The 12,946-nt window shown below is 58.7% G+C and carries 14 protein-coding genes; 5 read left to right on the top strand and 9 right to left on the bottom strand.

What is annotated here, in order from left to right; genetic code table 11:
- Positions 1-56: 56 nt before the first annotated feature.
- Entirely contained in the window at positions 57-743 is a 687-nt protein-coding gene (locus J7394_RS14115) for a M48 family metallopeptidase (protein ID WP_170458714.1), read from the bottom strand.
- 149 nt (positions 744-892) lie between these two features.
- Between J7394_RS14115 and J7394_RS14110 the strand changes: the two genes are divergently transcribed.
- Entirely contained in the window at positions 893-1,696 is an 804-nt protein-coding gene (locus J7394_RS14110; RefSeq protein WP_209253872.1) for a methyltransferase domain-containing protein, read from the top strand.
- 23 nt (positions 1,697-1,719) lie between these two features.
- On the opposite strand, the gene J7394_RS14105 is transcribed toward J7394_RS14110, so the two are convergent.
- The 5 genes from J7394_RS14105 to J7394_RS14085 form a co-directional block, all read right to left on the bottom strand.
- The gene (locus J7394_RS14105; protein ID WP_209253871.1) at positions 1,720-2,904 is read right to left on the bottom strand and encodes a VWA domain-containing protein; all 1,185 of its coding nucleotides are present in this window, start codon (positions 2,902-2,904) and stop codon (positions 1,720-1,722) included.
- A gap of 3 nt (positions 2,905-2,907) precedes the next feature.
- Positions 2,908-3,078, bottom strand: coding sequence for a hypothetical protein (locus J7394_RS14100; RefSeq protein WP_209253870.1), 171 nt, complete (start codon positions 3,076-3,078; stop codon positions 2,908-2,910).
- 7 nt (positions 3,079-3,085) lie between these two features.
- Positions 3,086-4,450, bottom strand: a complete 1,365-nt coding sequence (locus J7394_RS14095; protein WP_209253869.1) for a DUF2927 domain-containing protein — start codon at positions 4,448-4,450, stop codon at positions 3,086-3,088.
- Positions 4,447-4,896: a GNAT family N-acetyltransferase gene (locus J7394_RS14090; protein WP_209253868.1), complete on the bottom strand. Its 450-nt coding sequence runs from the start codon at positions 4,894-4,896 to the stop codon at positions 4,447-4,449. Before J7394_RS14090 ends, J7394_RS14095 begins: the two co-directional genes overlap by 4 nt.
- Before the next feature lie 77 nt (positions 4,897-4,973).
- The gene (locus J7394_RS14085) at positions 4,974-5,819 is read right to left on the bottom strand and encodes a MoxR family ATPase (RefSeq protein ID WP_170466382.1); all 846 of its coding nucleotides are present in this window, start codon (positions 5,817-5,819) and stop codon (positions 4,974-4,976) included.
- A gap of 370 nt (positions 5,820-6,189) precedes the next feature.
- On the opposite strand from J7394_RS14085, the gene dksA reads away from it, so the two are divergent.
- A complete protein-coding gene (dksA, locus tag J7394_RS14080; RefSeq protein ID WP_170374347.1) occupies positions 6,190-6,612 on the top strand; it encodes an RNA polymerase-binding protein DksA in 423 nt (140 codons plus the stop codon).
- Positions 6,613-6,683: 71 nt separating this feature from the next.
- A complete protein-coding gene (locus J7394_RS14075) occupies positions 6,684-7,835 on the top strand; it encodes an FAD-dependent monooxygenase (protein WP_209253867.1) in 1,152 nt (383 codons plus the stop codon).
- A gap of 2 nt (positions 7,836-7,837) precedes the next feature.
- Here J7394_RS14075 and xth read toward each other — a convergent pair whose 3' ends face one another.
- Positions 7,838-8,617: an exodeoxyribonuclease III gene (xth, locus tag J7394_RS14070; RefSeq protein WP_209253866.1), complete on the bottom strand. Its 780-nt coding sequence runs from the start codon at positions 8,615-8,617 to the stop codon at positions 7,838-7,840.
- 281 nt (positions 8,618-8,898) lie between these two features.
- The gene (locus J7394_RS14065; RefSeq protein WP_209253865.1) at positions 8,899-9,222 is read right to left on the bottom strand and encodes an iron-sulfur cluster assembly accessory protein; all 324 of its coding nucleotides are present in this window, start codon (positions 9,220-9,222) and stop codon (positions 8,899-8,901) included.
- Between the two features lie 76 nt (positions 9,223-9,298).
- Between J7394_RS14065 and J7394_RS14060 the strand changes: the two genes are divergently transcribed.
- Entirely contained in the window at positions 9,299-10,441 is a 1,143-nt protein-coding gene (locus tag J7394_RS14060) for a deoxyguanosinetriphosphate triphosphohydrolase (RefSeq protein WP_209253864.1), read from the top strand.
- Here J7394_RS14060 and J7394_RS14055 read toward each other — a convergent pair whose 3' ends face one another.
- Complete coding sequence (locus J7394_RS14055; RefSeq protein WP_209253863.1) at positions 10,442-10,987, bottom strand: hypothetical protein; 546 nt, start codon at positions 10,985-10,987, stop codon at positions 10,442-10,444.
- 131 nt (positions 10,988-11,118) lie between these two features.
- Here J7394_RS14055 and argS point away from each other — a divergent pair, with 131 nt between their 5' ends.
- Positions 11,119-12,864 (top strand): arginine--tRNA ligase, encoded by a 1,746-nt coding sequence (argS, locus tag J7394_RS14050; RefSeq protein WP_209253862.1) that lies wholly within the window; start codon positions 11,119-11,121, stop codon positions 12,862-12,864.
- Positions 12,865-12,946: the final 82 nt, after the last annotated feature.

Raw genomic sequence — 12,946 nt, 5'->3', positions numbered from 1 at the left:
CATTTGGCTAGAAATACCTCGGAGAGCGCGAGAGGCTGGCCTCTCGCCGCGCCACCTCAGCCACGCGCCCAACGCTGCTCCAAAGCTTCCAATGCCGCAATCCGCTCATCCGTCTTTGGATGGCTCATCAGCCACGCAGGCACCATCCCTGCACGCTGCTGCGTCAGGTCTTCCAATTTGTGGAACAGAGATTTCTGCGGCGCGATCCCAATCCCGGCCTTAGTCAGCAAGGCAGCGGCATATTCATCTGCCTCATACTCATCCTGCCGAGACAAACGCGACGCCAGCAACGACGTCAACGCATTCGCAATCATGGCCCCGATGAAGGGAATGAACCGGTTCAACACCATGATCAACGCGGTCCGCATTGCGTTCTGGCCTGAGAAATCAATCATCCGCCGTTTCGCATGCCCCAAGGCCACATGACCCAGCTCATGGGCAATCACGCTCGCCATCTCCTCGGCCGAGACCTCACCGTTGCGAAACTTGCGATAAAACCCGCGCGTGATGAATATCCGCCCGTCCGGAGCTGCCAAACCGTTCACCGGGTCAATCTCGTAGATATAAACCGGCACCCGCGCGATCTCTAACGCGGCGGCCAGCCTGTCCGTCATCCGTTTGAGGGCAGGGTCAGCCAGTTCGGTCGATTTCTGATCCAACTCACGATGGGTACGCCAGATGGAAATCCGGTACATCACAAGGCCATAGGCAATCGCCAGAAGGATCGGTGTTAAGCGAAGCATGGCTTAGATATGGGATCGTTCGGTCTCTGCGGCAACCAAATTCTTTGTGCAAGCAACGGCCAGCCTCACCAGCAAGAGATCAGGATTCGCGGGATGAGTTTTTTCCTGATTCGAGGTACAATTCATTGCGTTAAACTGGAGTGTGTGTTGTGTCCGACCCTTATGCCGATCTCGCATCTCAGGATGAAGACTTACAGAACCGTATAGCTGACGCGATGGAAAGTCGCTGTCAGGACCCCGCGCAAGTCGCCATGCGACAAGCGTATCTTGCGGATCTCGAATTGCCCAAGAATGCCTCGGCCATCGAACTGGGGTCCGGCACAGGGCATGTCACTAAGGATCTGATTGCGATCGCCGGTGCTGCGACGGCACTGGGGGTGGAACCCTCTCCGGTTATGGTCGCCAGAGCTAACGCGCATTTTGCGGGCCAACCCAACCTAAGCTTCATGGTAGGTGATGCAAGGCACACGAAGTTGCCCAGCGGAGAATATGACCTTGTTCTGATGCACACATTGCTGTGCCACGTTCCGGGCCCCGAAACTGTGTTGACAGAAGCGTACCGGCTTCTGAAGCCCGGCGGAGTGCTGGCGATCTGCGACGGTGACTACAGCACGGCAACGGCCCGGATTGCCGACTACGATCCGCTGGATGAGCTTGTGCGCTTCATGATCAATCAGAACGTCACCAATTTGTGGATCATGCGCCAGATTACAGGGCTGCTTAGCGAAAACGGCTTCTCTCTAGGCGCACGCAAGGGGCATGGCTATGTTGCTGAAGGAGAAGCGGCCTATTTCCTGACCGTCATAGACCGCGGGGCGGACCGTATGGTCGAAGAGGGTACATTGCAGCCCGCCACAGCGGAGGCGTTGAAGACAGAGGCGCGTGACCGCGTGTCGCGCAACACATTCTTTGGCTACATGTCCTATGTCAGCCAAATCGCATACAAGACCTGAGCGGGTTCAGAAGGGCACGTAGGCTAGCGCGTCAGCTCTCGCATGCCCTGTTCCAGCCCGGCTAGCGTCATGGGCACCATGCGGTCCTCGAAAATCTCCTGGATCATGCCGATGGAGTGGGTATAGCCCCAGTATTTCTCGGGCACCGGGTTGATCCACAGGTTTGACGTCCACTGCTCGCGCGCGCGCTGCAGCCAGACTTGGCCTGCTTCTTGGTTCCAGTGCTCGTTGGCGCCGCCGGGATAGGCGATCTCGTAGGGGCTCATCGAGGCGTCGCCGACGAAGATGCATTTGTAGTCGCCGCCATAGGTGCGCAGCACCTCGTGGGTTGGGATCTGTTGGTCCCAACGGCGGTGATTGTCGCGCCAGACGCCTTCATAGAGGCAATTGTGGAAGTAGTAATATTCTAGATGCTTGAACTCGGTCCGCGCGGCCGAGAACAGCTCTTCAACCACCTTGATATGCGGGTCCATGGAACCGCCGACGTCCAGAAACAGCAGGACCTTGACCGCGTTGTGCCGCTCGGGCCGGGTTTTGACGTCGAGATAGCCGTGTTCGGCAGTGGCGCGGATTGTGCCGTCCAGGTCCAGTTCCTCTGCCGCGCCCTCGCGAGCCCAGCGGCGCAGACGCTTCAAGGCGACCTTGATGTTGCGCGTGCCCAGTTCAACAGTGTCGTCCAAGTTCTTGAATTCGCGCTTGTCCCAGACCTTCACCGCGCGCTGGTGGCGACTTTCCTTCTGGCCGATCCGCACGCCTTCGGGGTTGTAGCCATAGGCCCCGAACGGAGAGGTCCCTGCCGTGCCGATCCACTTGTTCCCCCCCTGATGACGGCCTTGCTGTTCTTTCAGACGTTCGCGCAAAGTGTCCATCAGTTTGTCAAAGCCACCAAGGGCTTCGATCTCGGCCTTTTCCTCGTCTGACAGGTGTTTTTCTGCCATCTTGGCCAGCCAGTCCGCGGGGATGTCGACCGCCTCCAGCACCTGATCAAAACTGATCTCACCCAGCCCCTCAAAACTGGCGGCAAAAGCGCGGTCGAACTTGTCGATATTGCGCTCGTCCTTCACCATCGAGACACGGGCGAGATAGTAGAACGCCTCGACATCATAGGTGGCCAGGCCCTTTTTCATCCCCTCCAGAAAGGTCAGATATTCCCGCAGAGAGACCGGAATACCTGCTTTTCTGAGGTTTTCGAAAAAGGGCAGGAACATCGGTTACACCACGAACCGGACCAGGATCAGTGACAGGATCAAGCCCAAAAGCGCGAAGGCGATGCCGTAACCGGCCGCGTATTGCGCCATGTCGGCCCGGTTGCCGTTGCGCTTGCGCGCGGCCATTACGCCTAGGATCGCACCCAAAACAGCCATTCCCACTACTACGAGCATTCGTCTGTCATCCGCCTGTATTGTTTCTCGACGTTCCAGCGTCGCCCTCTGCCAGAGACCGGGCCACCAGATCCGAGCCAAACCCGTATCGCGCCCATCCGATACTGTCCAGCCTGACCGCACGTGCCTGCTGCTCCTGTCCGGCTTGTTTTAGAGCCTCGGATTTCAACAGCAGCAACGTCGCCAGAAGTGAGGCATTCTCCGCCCGTGTTATCACATCAATTGCTGCGTTCAGATCAGGCAGAATCTCAGGCCCTTTGTCCTGTGCCAGCGCAAAAGAGGCGGTTTGGGCCGTGACATGAGCGCGGTGAACCTCGGTTCCGGGGGAGGTGTTCAGGAATTGCAGCGCGATCTGGTAGTTCTGCAAGGCGGCGGCGGGGTCGCGAAACTGGATCATGCGGCCCATCAGGTAGTGCGGATAGGCACGGCGGTGGTCGGTCCAGCCCTGTTGCCGTCCGATCTCGGCCGCGCGTTTCGCGGCGCGCAGTTGGCGGGGGGAACCGGGACCGGGACCGAGGGCTTTATTGATCGCGTCGACCCATTCGCGCGGGGTTTCGGTCAACGGTTGCACCGGCAGCCGGTCGCCGCGCGGGTTGAGGCGGCTGAGCAGGCCGGGGATTACGGCCTCGACCTGTTCACGGGACATCCCCGAGCGCAGTTCAGGAGAGTAGGCCGCCCGCAGGATCAACATATCGAACCCGGTCAGAACGGTGTGGATATTGTCATCGTTGAACACGGAGTCGGGCAGATGATAAAGGTCGTTGAGCGGCCCCAGCGCCTGCGCCAGTTCCTCATGTAGACAATCGCGAATTTCCTGCGGACTGACATCTGCAGGGATGAAAATGCCCAGACGCTCGCGCCGTTGCAACTCGGTCCAGCTGCTTTTGGGCTTGCGGCGGTCGCGGCGGTATTCCTCGAGGCTCGACGAATTGGGCACAACGAAACAGGCTGCATTGGGCAGGATGCGTTGAATATCGCGCTGAGTGACGGCCTCAATGGTGATGTTGGCCGGACCTTCGGGAATTTGCCGAATGTCGATCCTGGCTTCGCGCCGAATGCGGTTCAACAGGCTGGTCAGGTCGCGCTGCATACTGGCCGTGGGCGTACCGGTCAGGCGCACGGTGACGGGCGTTTCGAACCGAGTGAAAACCGGTAGTTCCACACCGCTTTCCAGCGCAAAATGCAGGTCCAGGAAATCGGCGGCAATGTTCGTATTGGACCGCGCAGGGGGCGTTGGCCGCGACGCCGAGAACGACTTGGTGGGAGGCAGGGATTGCTCAACGACCTTGACGTTGTCCGGCAATTCGATCCGTTCGATTGTGGAACAGCCCGACATCGCCAACACTGCAACGAAGGCAACAAACCGCTTCATGCGCGATCGTACTTTATGAACGGCGTTTGGGTGCCAATCCGATCATAGAGTTGGCGCGCGGTGTGATTGAAATCCTGCGTTAGCCAATAGACTGACGGAGCGCCTTGGCGATCAGCCTCATCATAGACCGCCTGAATCAGGGCGCGCCCGACGCCGGTTCCACGCGCCTCGGGGCGGGCGAACAGGTCTTGGAGATAACAGACATTTTCGACTTTCCACCCATGACGGTGAAACAGGAAATGCGTCAATCCGACCAGCTTGCCGTCCTGTTCTGCAACAAAGCCCGAGAAATCCTGCGAGTCATCGCCCAGCAGACGTTCGAATGTCGTCTCGTAGATCGTGTCGGGCAGGGTGGTTTCATAGAACGCAAGATAGTCACGCCACATTTCAGCCCATTGGGCCTTGTCCTCGGCGGTCAGTGGGCGGATTTTGAGGTCTTTGGCCAAGCGATGCGTCCTGCTTTTATGGTTTCTGGGATGCTGACACCCGGACCGCCAAGAAGCAAGCCGCGCTCACATCCTGTTCAACGTCGACTGCGTGCCATGAAGGCCAATCGCTCAAACAAATGCACGTCTTGTTCATTTTTCAGCAGCGCGCCGTGCAGTTTAGGAAGCGCGTTAGCCCCGTCGCGTTTGAGGTCTTCGGCACTCAGATCCTCGGCCAGCAGCAATTTCAACCAGTCCAGAACCTCGGAGGTTGAGGGTTTCTTCTTGAGGCCCTGGGTGTCGCGAATTTCGTAGAATTGCGTGAGCGCGGTGGTCAGCAGCGCGTCCTTGATACCAGGATGATGGACTTCGACAATGCGGCGCATCGTGGCCTCATCCGGGAAGCGGATATAGTGAAAGAAGCAACGGCGCAGGAAGGCGTCGGGCAGCTCTTTTTCGTTGTTCGAGGTGATGATCACGATCGGGCGGTTCTTGGCCTTGATCGTCTCGCCGGTCTCGTAGACGTGGAACTCCATCTTGTCGAGTTCCTGCAGCAGGTCATTGGGAAACTCGATATCCGCCTTGTCGATCTCATCAATCAGCAGCACGACCTTTTCGTCGGCCTCAAACGCCTGCCAGAGCTTGCCCTTGCGGATGTAGTTCGAGACGTCATGCACACGCTCTTCGCCCAGCTGGCTGTCCCGCAACCGGCTGACGGCGTCGTATTCGTAAAGGCCCTGCTGCGCGCGCGTGGTGGATTTCACGTTCCACTCAATCATGCGCAGACCCAACGCGCCGGCGACCTGTTTTGCCAACTCGGTCTTGCCAGTGCCGGGTTCCCCTTTGACCAGCAAGGGGCGTTCCAGCGTGACGGCGGCGTTCACGGCGATGGTCAGATCATCGGTGGCGACATATTCGGCTGTGCCTTGAAAACGTGCGGTCATCGGGTCCTCTTGCTGTTTCCGGCGAAACTGTGGTGTCCGGGTTACAGAGCGTTGGGGAATTTGACAAGCCGGGCCGCTGCGTCGGTGACTCAAATTTACCAGCGAGTCCAATCGCTTTGCATGATTCGCAGGCAGGTGCTTTTTCCGAGGGTTGAACAATGCCCTGAAATTGCCTGTCGATTTTCACAGAAAAACAAGGATTTGTTGTTTTAAGTCTCATATTTAGATGAAGGCTTGCGACGGGGCGTGCGTTCTACGTTTGTGTAGTGACATTCCAGTGCCCGTCGGCTAAACGCTGCGCAGAAGGGAGAGCCAAATGTCTGGTGAAACAACCGTGACCGACGTTACAGGCCATACCGAGGGAGCAAATATGAAGCAGGAAGTTTTTCTGCCGGAAGATTACCGTCCGGCCGAAGATGAGCCTTTCATGAATGATCTGCAGCTTGAGTATTTTCGCCGCAAGCTGCTGGACTGGAAGACAGAACTACTCGCAGGCAGTCGCGACACGATCGAAGGGCTGCAGGACAACACCCGCAACATTCCGGACGTCGCCGACCGCGCCAGTGAGGAAACCGACCGCGCGCTTGAACTGCGCACACGGGATCGTCAGCGCAAACTGGTGGCGAAGATCGACTCGGCCCTGCGCCGCATCGACGAAGGCGAATACGGGTATTGCGAAAAAACAGGCGACCCGATCTCGCTGAAGCGTCTGGATGCGCGCCCGATCGCGACCATGACGCTTGAGGCCCAGGAACGGCATGAGCGTCGCGAAAAGGTCCATCGCGACGATTGATCGTCCTGATGAAGTGAATAATTCAAACGCCGGGGCCTGTCGCTCCGGCGTTTTTGCGTTAAGGCAAGGCCATGAAGATCAATGGTTTGAAGTTTTGCGTGGTTGGCGGCGGCATTGGCGGCCTTGCGGCGGCGTTGGCCCTGCGCCAGTGCGGGGCGCAGGTGACCGTGCTAGAGCAGGCCCCAGCGCTGACCGAGGTTGGAGCAGGCCTTCAAATCAGCGCCAACGGGATGTGCGTGCTTCGCGCCTTGGGGGTTGCGGGGGATCAGCCTGAAGTCGCGCAACTTTCTTACGGAACTATTCTGCGCGACTATCGCAAGGGCCGGGTGATCAGTCGTATTCCAGCCCCGGCGGCGGGCCCGACATTCTACTATCACCGCGCCGATTTGCTGGAGCTGTTGCGACAGGCATCAGAGGACGCAGGTGTCGACATACGCCTTCGTGCGCGCGTGCAGACTGTTCACAAACACCCGTCCGAGGCCGAGATTTTGCTGGATGATGGACAGCGCCTGCGCGCCGAATGTGTCATTGCAGCAGATGGAGGCCGCAGTGCCCTTCGCCCGATCCTGAATGGCCCCGAGGCTCCTGCCTTTACACACCAGATCGCCTGGCGCGCCACGGTGCCTTGGGAAGATAGAGTTGAAAGGCCGCAAGCCTCACTGACTATGGGGCCGGGGCGCCATGTGGTCACCTATCCGCTGCGCGACCAGCGCCTTATGAACATCGTCGCGATTGAAGAACGTTCGGACTGGCAGCGGGAAGGCTGGCGCGTAGAGGGCGATCCCGATGATCTGCGCGCGCGGTTTGCGGATTTTGGCGGGCCGGTGAGGGATATTCTTTCAAAGGTCGAGGAAACGCATCTGTGGGCCCTGTTCCTGCGTCCGGTGGCCAAGAGATGGCAGAACGGACGCTTGGCCCTATTGGGCGATGCGGCCCATCCGACACTGCCCTTCATGGCGCAAGGGGCGTGTCTGGCGCTTGAGGACGCCTGGGTTCTGGCACGCTCTTTCGACAGCCAATCGGGCGTGAGGCAGGCTCTTGCAGCCTACGAATCCGCGCGCCAGCGCCGCGCGCAACATGTGGTCGCTGCAGCATCCGCTAACGCGCGTAACTTCCATCTGCGCGGTCCGATGCGTCTGGCCGCGCAAGCGGTTCTGGCAGCGATTGGTCCGCGCCTGACGCGAAAATACGACTGGATTTACAGCTACGACCCGACCGTCTGATCTCAGATGTCCAAATCGACCCAAACCGGCACGTGGTCCGAGGGTTTTTCGTGCCCACGCACTTCTTTGTCGATCTGACAGTCCCGCATCAAATCTGCGGCCTGCGGGGTCAGTAGAAAATGGTCGATGCGAATGCCGTCATCCTTGTTCCACGCTCCGGCCTGATAGTCCCAGAAGGAATAGTGGCCTGCACCTTGCACGCGGGCACGGAACGCCTCAGTGAACCCAAGGTTCAGGATCTTGCGGAACGCGGCCCGGCTTTCGGGTCGGAACAAGGCGTCCTCGCGCCATGCATCGGGGCGTTTTGCATCTTCTGCTTGGGGAATGATGTTGTAGTCGCCTGCCATCAACGCAGGCTCTTCGCTGGCCAGAAGGTCACGTGCGCGATCGTACAGACGCTCCATCCACGCCAGTTTGTAGTAGTATTTCGGCCCGGGCGTTGGGTTTCCGTTCGGTAGATAAAGGCCACAGATCCGCAGCGCCTGCTTTCCAACAACCGTTGCTTCGATCCAACGCGCTTGTTCATCCTCGTCGTCACCGGGCAAGCCGCGCGTTACATCCTCCAAGGGTAGCTTCGAGAGGATTGCGACTCCGTTGAAGCTCTTCTGACCATGTGTTTCGACATTGTACCCGCGGTCTTCGAAGATTCCTCGGGGGAAGTTCTCGTCGACGGATTTGATTTCCTGCAATAGAACCACATCCGGCTGAGCATCATCCAACCAACGTGGCAAGGCTTCGGCCCGCGCTTTTATGCCATTGATGTTGAACGTGGCGATTTTCATGCGCGATCCTCCGAGGCTGTTTGCAACCTATCGCCCAGAATGATCCCAGCGGCAAGGTGGTGGAAGGGGTTGCGAGGTTCTGCCTCGCGCTCCGAGGTATTTTTGGCCAGATGAAGAAACGGATCCTTAACCAATTTTGTCGTAGCAAAGAGATGCGGTACAGGCGGAGGCGCCGATGACTGCGCCAGATGAAGCTCTCCGGCGTTCAGGTCGGAGAGTGGATCCCTGCTTCATCTGGCTGAAAATACCTTGGGGGTGTGGGGGCAAAGCCCCCATGTGGTTTACATGGAAAACGATGTGCCGCATCCGCAGGAGGACGTCGCGTTGGGGTTTTCGATCACGAACCGCGCGCCGATAAGCTCCTGGGTAAAATCAATGACTGCATTTTCCAGAAATGGCAGGGAGATCGAGTCGACAATCACCTTTTGGCCTTTGCCTTCCAGCACAAGGTCGTCCTGTTTCGGTTCGTCCAACGCGATTTCGTATTGAAAACCGGAACATCCGCCGCCTTCAACGGCGACACGCAGGGCCTGACCCTGATTGGCGGCACCGATTTCAGCGAGGCGTTCAAACGCGCGTTCTGTGACTGTCGGAGGCAGATTCATGCCGGACTCCAAAGGTTTATTTCCCAACCAACGTACAATATATGAAACCTATCGACAGGCGACAAGGACCAGACTTTTGGATAGAGCGGGTTTTGCCTCGGATCCAGGCCGCGCACGGGGGCGGTTGGTGCCTGAGGAGGAAAGCAGTTTCCGGTCATGCTTTCAGCGTGATCGGGATCGCATCATTCATGCCAGCGCGTTCCGGCGGCTTAAGCACAAGACGCAGGTTTTTGTCGAACATGAAGGCGATAGCTACCGCACCCGCCTGACGCATTCGATCGAGGTGGCTCAAGTTGCGCGGACCATTGCGGGTGCGTTAGACCTGAACCCGGAACTAACCGAGGCCATCGCGCTTGCGCATGACTTGGGTCACACGCCTTTTGGTCACACGGGTGAGGATGCGCTGCATGCGTTGATGGCGCCCTATGGTGGTTTTGACCACAACGCGCAGGCCATCCGCATCGTCACCAAGCTGGAGCGCCACTATGCCGAGTTCGACGGCTGCAATCTGACTTGGGAATGTCTGGAAGGGATCGCAAAGCACAACGGACCGGTGACCGGAGAGCTGCCTTGGGCTCTGGCCGAATGCAACGGCGGATTTGATCTGGAACTGCACACCCACGCCAGCGCCGAGGCGCAGGTGGCGGCCCTGTCGGACGATATTGCTTATAACAACCACGATCTGCTGGATGGGCTTCGGGCCAACTTGTTCTCTGACGATGAAATCCAGCAACTCCCGATTGTTGGAGAGTGCTATGCGGCTGTTGATCGCGCCTATCCCGGACTTGACCCGTATCGCCGCCGGCATGAGGCTTTGCGACGGGTTTTTGGTGTCATGGTCTCGGATGTGATTGATACCTCGCTGGAGCTTATAGCTGGATCGGGTGCGCAGTCGGTTGAGGATATCCGGCACTATGGTGCTCCGGTCATTCAGTTTTCTGACGGGCTTTGGGCGCAACTCAAGGAAATCCGTGCCTTCCTGTTTGCTCGGATGTATCGCGCCCCCAGGGTGATGGAGGTTCGGGAAAAAGTGGCTCGTGTGGTCGAAGACCTGTTCCCGATCTACCTGAATGATCCCAAGCAGATGCCGACTCGCTGGCACGATGATATCGAAGCGGCGCAGGATGAGACCGCGCTGGCACGGATCGTTTCAGACTACATAGCGGGCATGACCGATCGGTTTGCGCTGCAGGATCACAAGCGCCTGACAGGCAAGTAGCTATTCGATCCCTATATAGGCCAGCGCCCAAACCTGTTGACCGGCCTGTTCCGCCGCCAGATCAGCGTCGTCGGTTGGAGGGAACACGATCATGGTTGGGCCGTAGCCACCGATGCCCATTGGGCTGCCATCCGCATGGGTCGCGACGATCGGATTGTGGGCCTCAATACTGCTCCAAGGAATCTCGGCCTGATACCCGTCCAGTGCCATGGGATTGGCGGTTTTCCCTTCGGCTCCGGCCATTGACATCACGGCCGACAGAAGAGGGCCAGAGAACGTGATCTCGCGTTTGTCGCCTTCGGGGCCGTAGGGGATTGTGATTTCGGTCTGATCAAGCGAGTCCAGCATCGCGGTGTCGAAACCGGCAGCTCCGTTATGCGTGACCTCCAGATACCCAAGCAGACCGCCGTCATTCTCGCCGCGTGCTGGCAGGTTGGTCTCAGAGACCGCGCCGCCCAATGTCAGCAGAACGTGGCCCTTGGGCGCAGGCATCTCGGCCCATACGGGTGTCGCTAGGGCAAGAACAAGGGGCAGGACTAGGCGCATGGGTCGTCTCCGGTTTTGCAATCCTGCCCAAATTAGCTGTGTTCGTGGACAATCCAAGCCCAAACCGATGCCTTCCATTGACCTTGACGCTTTGCGTGGTAAACCGCCGGGCAAGCAAAAGGACATCCGAAATGAACCTGTTTTCCGAGATCCGCGGTCTTGTACTGGACGCGTTGGCGCAGATGCAGTCCGAAGGCGCGCTGCCCGAGGGGTTGAGCTTTGACAACGTCGCGGTCGAGCCGCCGCGCGATGCCGCGCATGGCGATATGGCGACTAATGCGGCGATGGTGCTGGCGAAGCCCGCGAAGATGAAGCCGCGCGACATTGCGGACGCTTTGGCGGTCAAGCTGGCTGCCGACGACCGGATCACCAGCGCCGAGGTTGCGGGGCCGGGGTTCCTGAACTTGCGTCTGGCCGCAACGGTCTGGCAGGGTGTTCTGGCACGCGTGTTGGAGATGGGCACGGACTATGGCCGTTCGACCATGGGGCAGGGGCAGAAGGTCAACGTGGAATATGTCTCAGCCAACCCGACCGGGCCGCTGCATGTGGGCCACACGCGGGGCGCGGTGTTCGGGGATGCTCTGGCGAGTTTGCTGGCCTATTCGGGTCATGACGTGACGCGTGAGTATTACATCAACGACGGTGGCGCGCAGGTGGATGTGTTGGCGCGCTCGGCCTATGAACGCTACCGCGAAGCCAATGGTCTGAGCCCCGAGATTGCCGAGGGTCTCTATCCCGGTGACTACCTGATCCCGATCGGCGAGGCGCTGAAAGAGAAATATGGCGACAGCCTGATCGACAAGCCCGAGAACGAATGGCTGGAAGATCTGCGCAACTTCGCCACCGACGCGATGATGGACCTGATCCGCGCCGACCTGAAGGCGCTGGGCGTTGAGATGGATGTGTTCTTCTCGGAGAAATCCCTCTACGGAACGGGCCGGATCGAGGCTGCGCTGCAGTCGCTGACCGACAAGGGCCTGATCTATGAAGGCGTACTGGAGCCGCCCAAAGGCAAAAAGCCCGAGGATTGGGAACCGCGCGAGCAGACCCTGTTCAAATCGACCGAACATGGCGATGACGTCGACCGCCCGGTCAAGAAATCGGATGGTGCCTGGACCTATTTCGCCCCGGATATCGCCTATCACTATGATAAGGTCAGCCGTGGTTTTGACGCGCTGATTGACGTGTTTGGCGCGGATCATGGTGGCTATGTCAAACGGATGAAGGCAGCTGTTTCGGCGCTGTCTGACGGCAAGGTGCCGCTGGATATCAAGCTCACCCAGCTGGTGAAACTGTGGAAAAATGGCGAGCCGTTCAAGATGTCCAAGCGGGCCGGGAACTTTGTCACCCTGCGCGATGTGGTCGATCAGGTGGGCCCGGATGTGACCCGTTTCGTAATGCTGACCCGCAAGAACGACGCGCCGTTGGATTTCGATTTCGACAAGGTGCTGGAGCAAAGCCGTGAGAACCCCGTGTTCTACGTGCAATACGCCCATGCCCGCGTCATGAGCGTGCTGCGCCGCGCGGCCGAGGCCGGGATTGCTGCCGACGATGCGACCCTTGTGGGCGCGGATCTGGGCAAGATCGACCATACCTCTGAGCTGGCTGTGGCCAAGAAACTGGCCGAATGGCCACGCTTGATTGAGATCGCGGCCCGCACCAACGAGCCACACCGCGTCGCGTTCTATCTATATGAATTGGCAGGGGATTTTCACGCTCTGTGGAATAAGGGCAACGAAGAAACTCAGTTGCGTTTCATCCAGGATGGCGATGTTGCCACAAGCCAGTCGAAAATCGCCTTGGCTCGTGCCGTTTCTGTTGTGATTTCAGCAGGCTTGGGTATTCTTGGCGTTACTCCGGCGCAGGAGATGCGGTAACCAATACCGCCCGAACCGCCGGTCTGAGGCAGACAAGAAATGACCCGCGCGCCTTAATTTCAGGCGCAATCGGGCGGTGAGG

Source organism: Ruegeria sp. R13_0 (assembly GCF_017743995.1).
Classification (GTDB): domain Bacteria; phylum Pseudomonadota; class Alphaproteobacteria; order Rhodobacterales; family Rhodobacteraceae; genus Ruegeria.
Note: the sequence above shows the minus strand (reverse complement) of the source record. Positions and strands in the feature narration are given on the sequence as shown.

Coding starts and splice junctions, on each gene's coding strand:
- J7394_RS14115 (WP_170458714.1), bottom strand. CDS start 743: ATGCTTCGCTTAACACCGATCCTTCTGGCGATTGCCTATGGCCTTGTG.
- J7394_RS14105 (WP_209253871.1), bottom strand. CDS start 2,904: ATGTTCCTGCCCTTTTTCGAAAACCTCAGAAAAGCAGGTATTCCGGTC.
- argS (WP_209253862.1), top strand. CDS start 11,119: ATGAACCTGTTTTCCGAGATCCGCGGTCTTGTACTGGACGCGTTGGCG.
- J7394_RS14075 (WP_209253867.1), top strand. CDS start 6,684: ATGAAGATCAATGGTTTGAAGTTTTGCGTGGTTGGCGGCGGCATTGGC.
- J7394_RS14100 (WP_209253870.1), bottom strand. CDS start 3,078: ATGCTCGTAGTAGTGGGAATGGCTGTTTTGGGTGCGATCCTAGGCGTA.
- J7394_RS14095 (WP_209253869.1), bottom strand. CDS start 4,450: ATGAAGCGGTTTGTTGCCTTCGTTGCAGTGTTGGCGATGTCGGGCTGT.
- xth (WP_209253866.1), bottom strand. CDS start 8,617: ATGAAAATCGCCACGTTCAACATCAATGGCATAAAAGCGCGGGCCGAA.
- J7394_RS14055 (WP_209253863.1), bottom strand. CDS start 10,987: ATGCGCCTAGTCCTGCCCCTTGTTCTTGCCCTAGCGACACCCGTATGG.
- J7394_RS14085 (WP_170466382.1), bottom strand. CDS start 5,819: ATGACCGCACGTTTTCAAGGCACAGCCGAATATGTCGCCACCGATGAT.
- dksA (WP_170374347.1), top strand. CDS start 6,190: ATGAAGCAGGAAGTTTTTCTGCCGGAAGATTACCGTCCGGCCGAAGAT.
- J7394_RS14065 (WP_209253865.1), bottom strand. CDS start 9,222: ATGAATCTGCCTCCGACAGTCACAGAACGCGCGTTTGAACGCCTCGCT.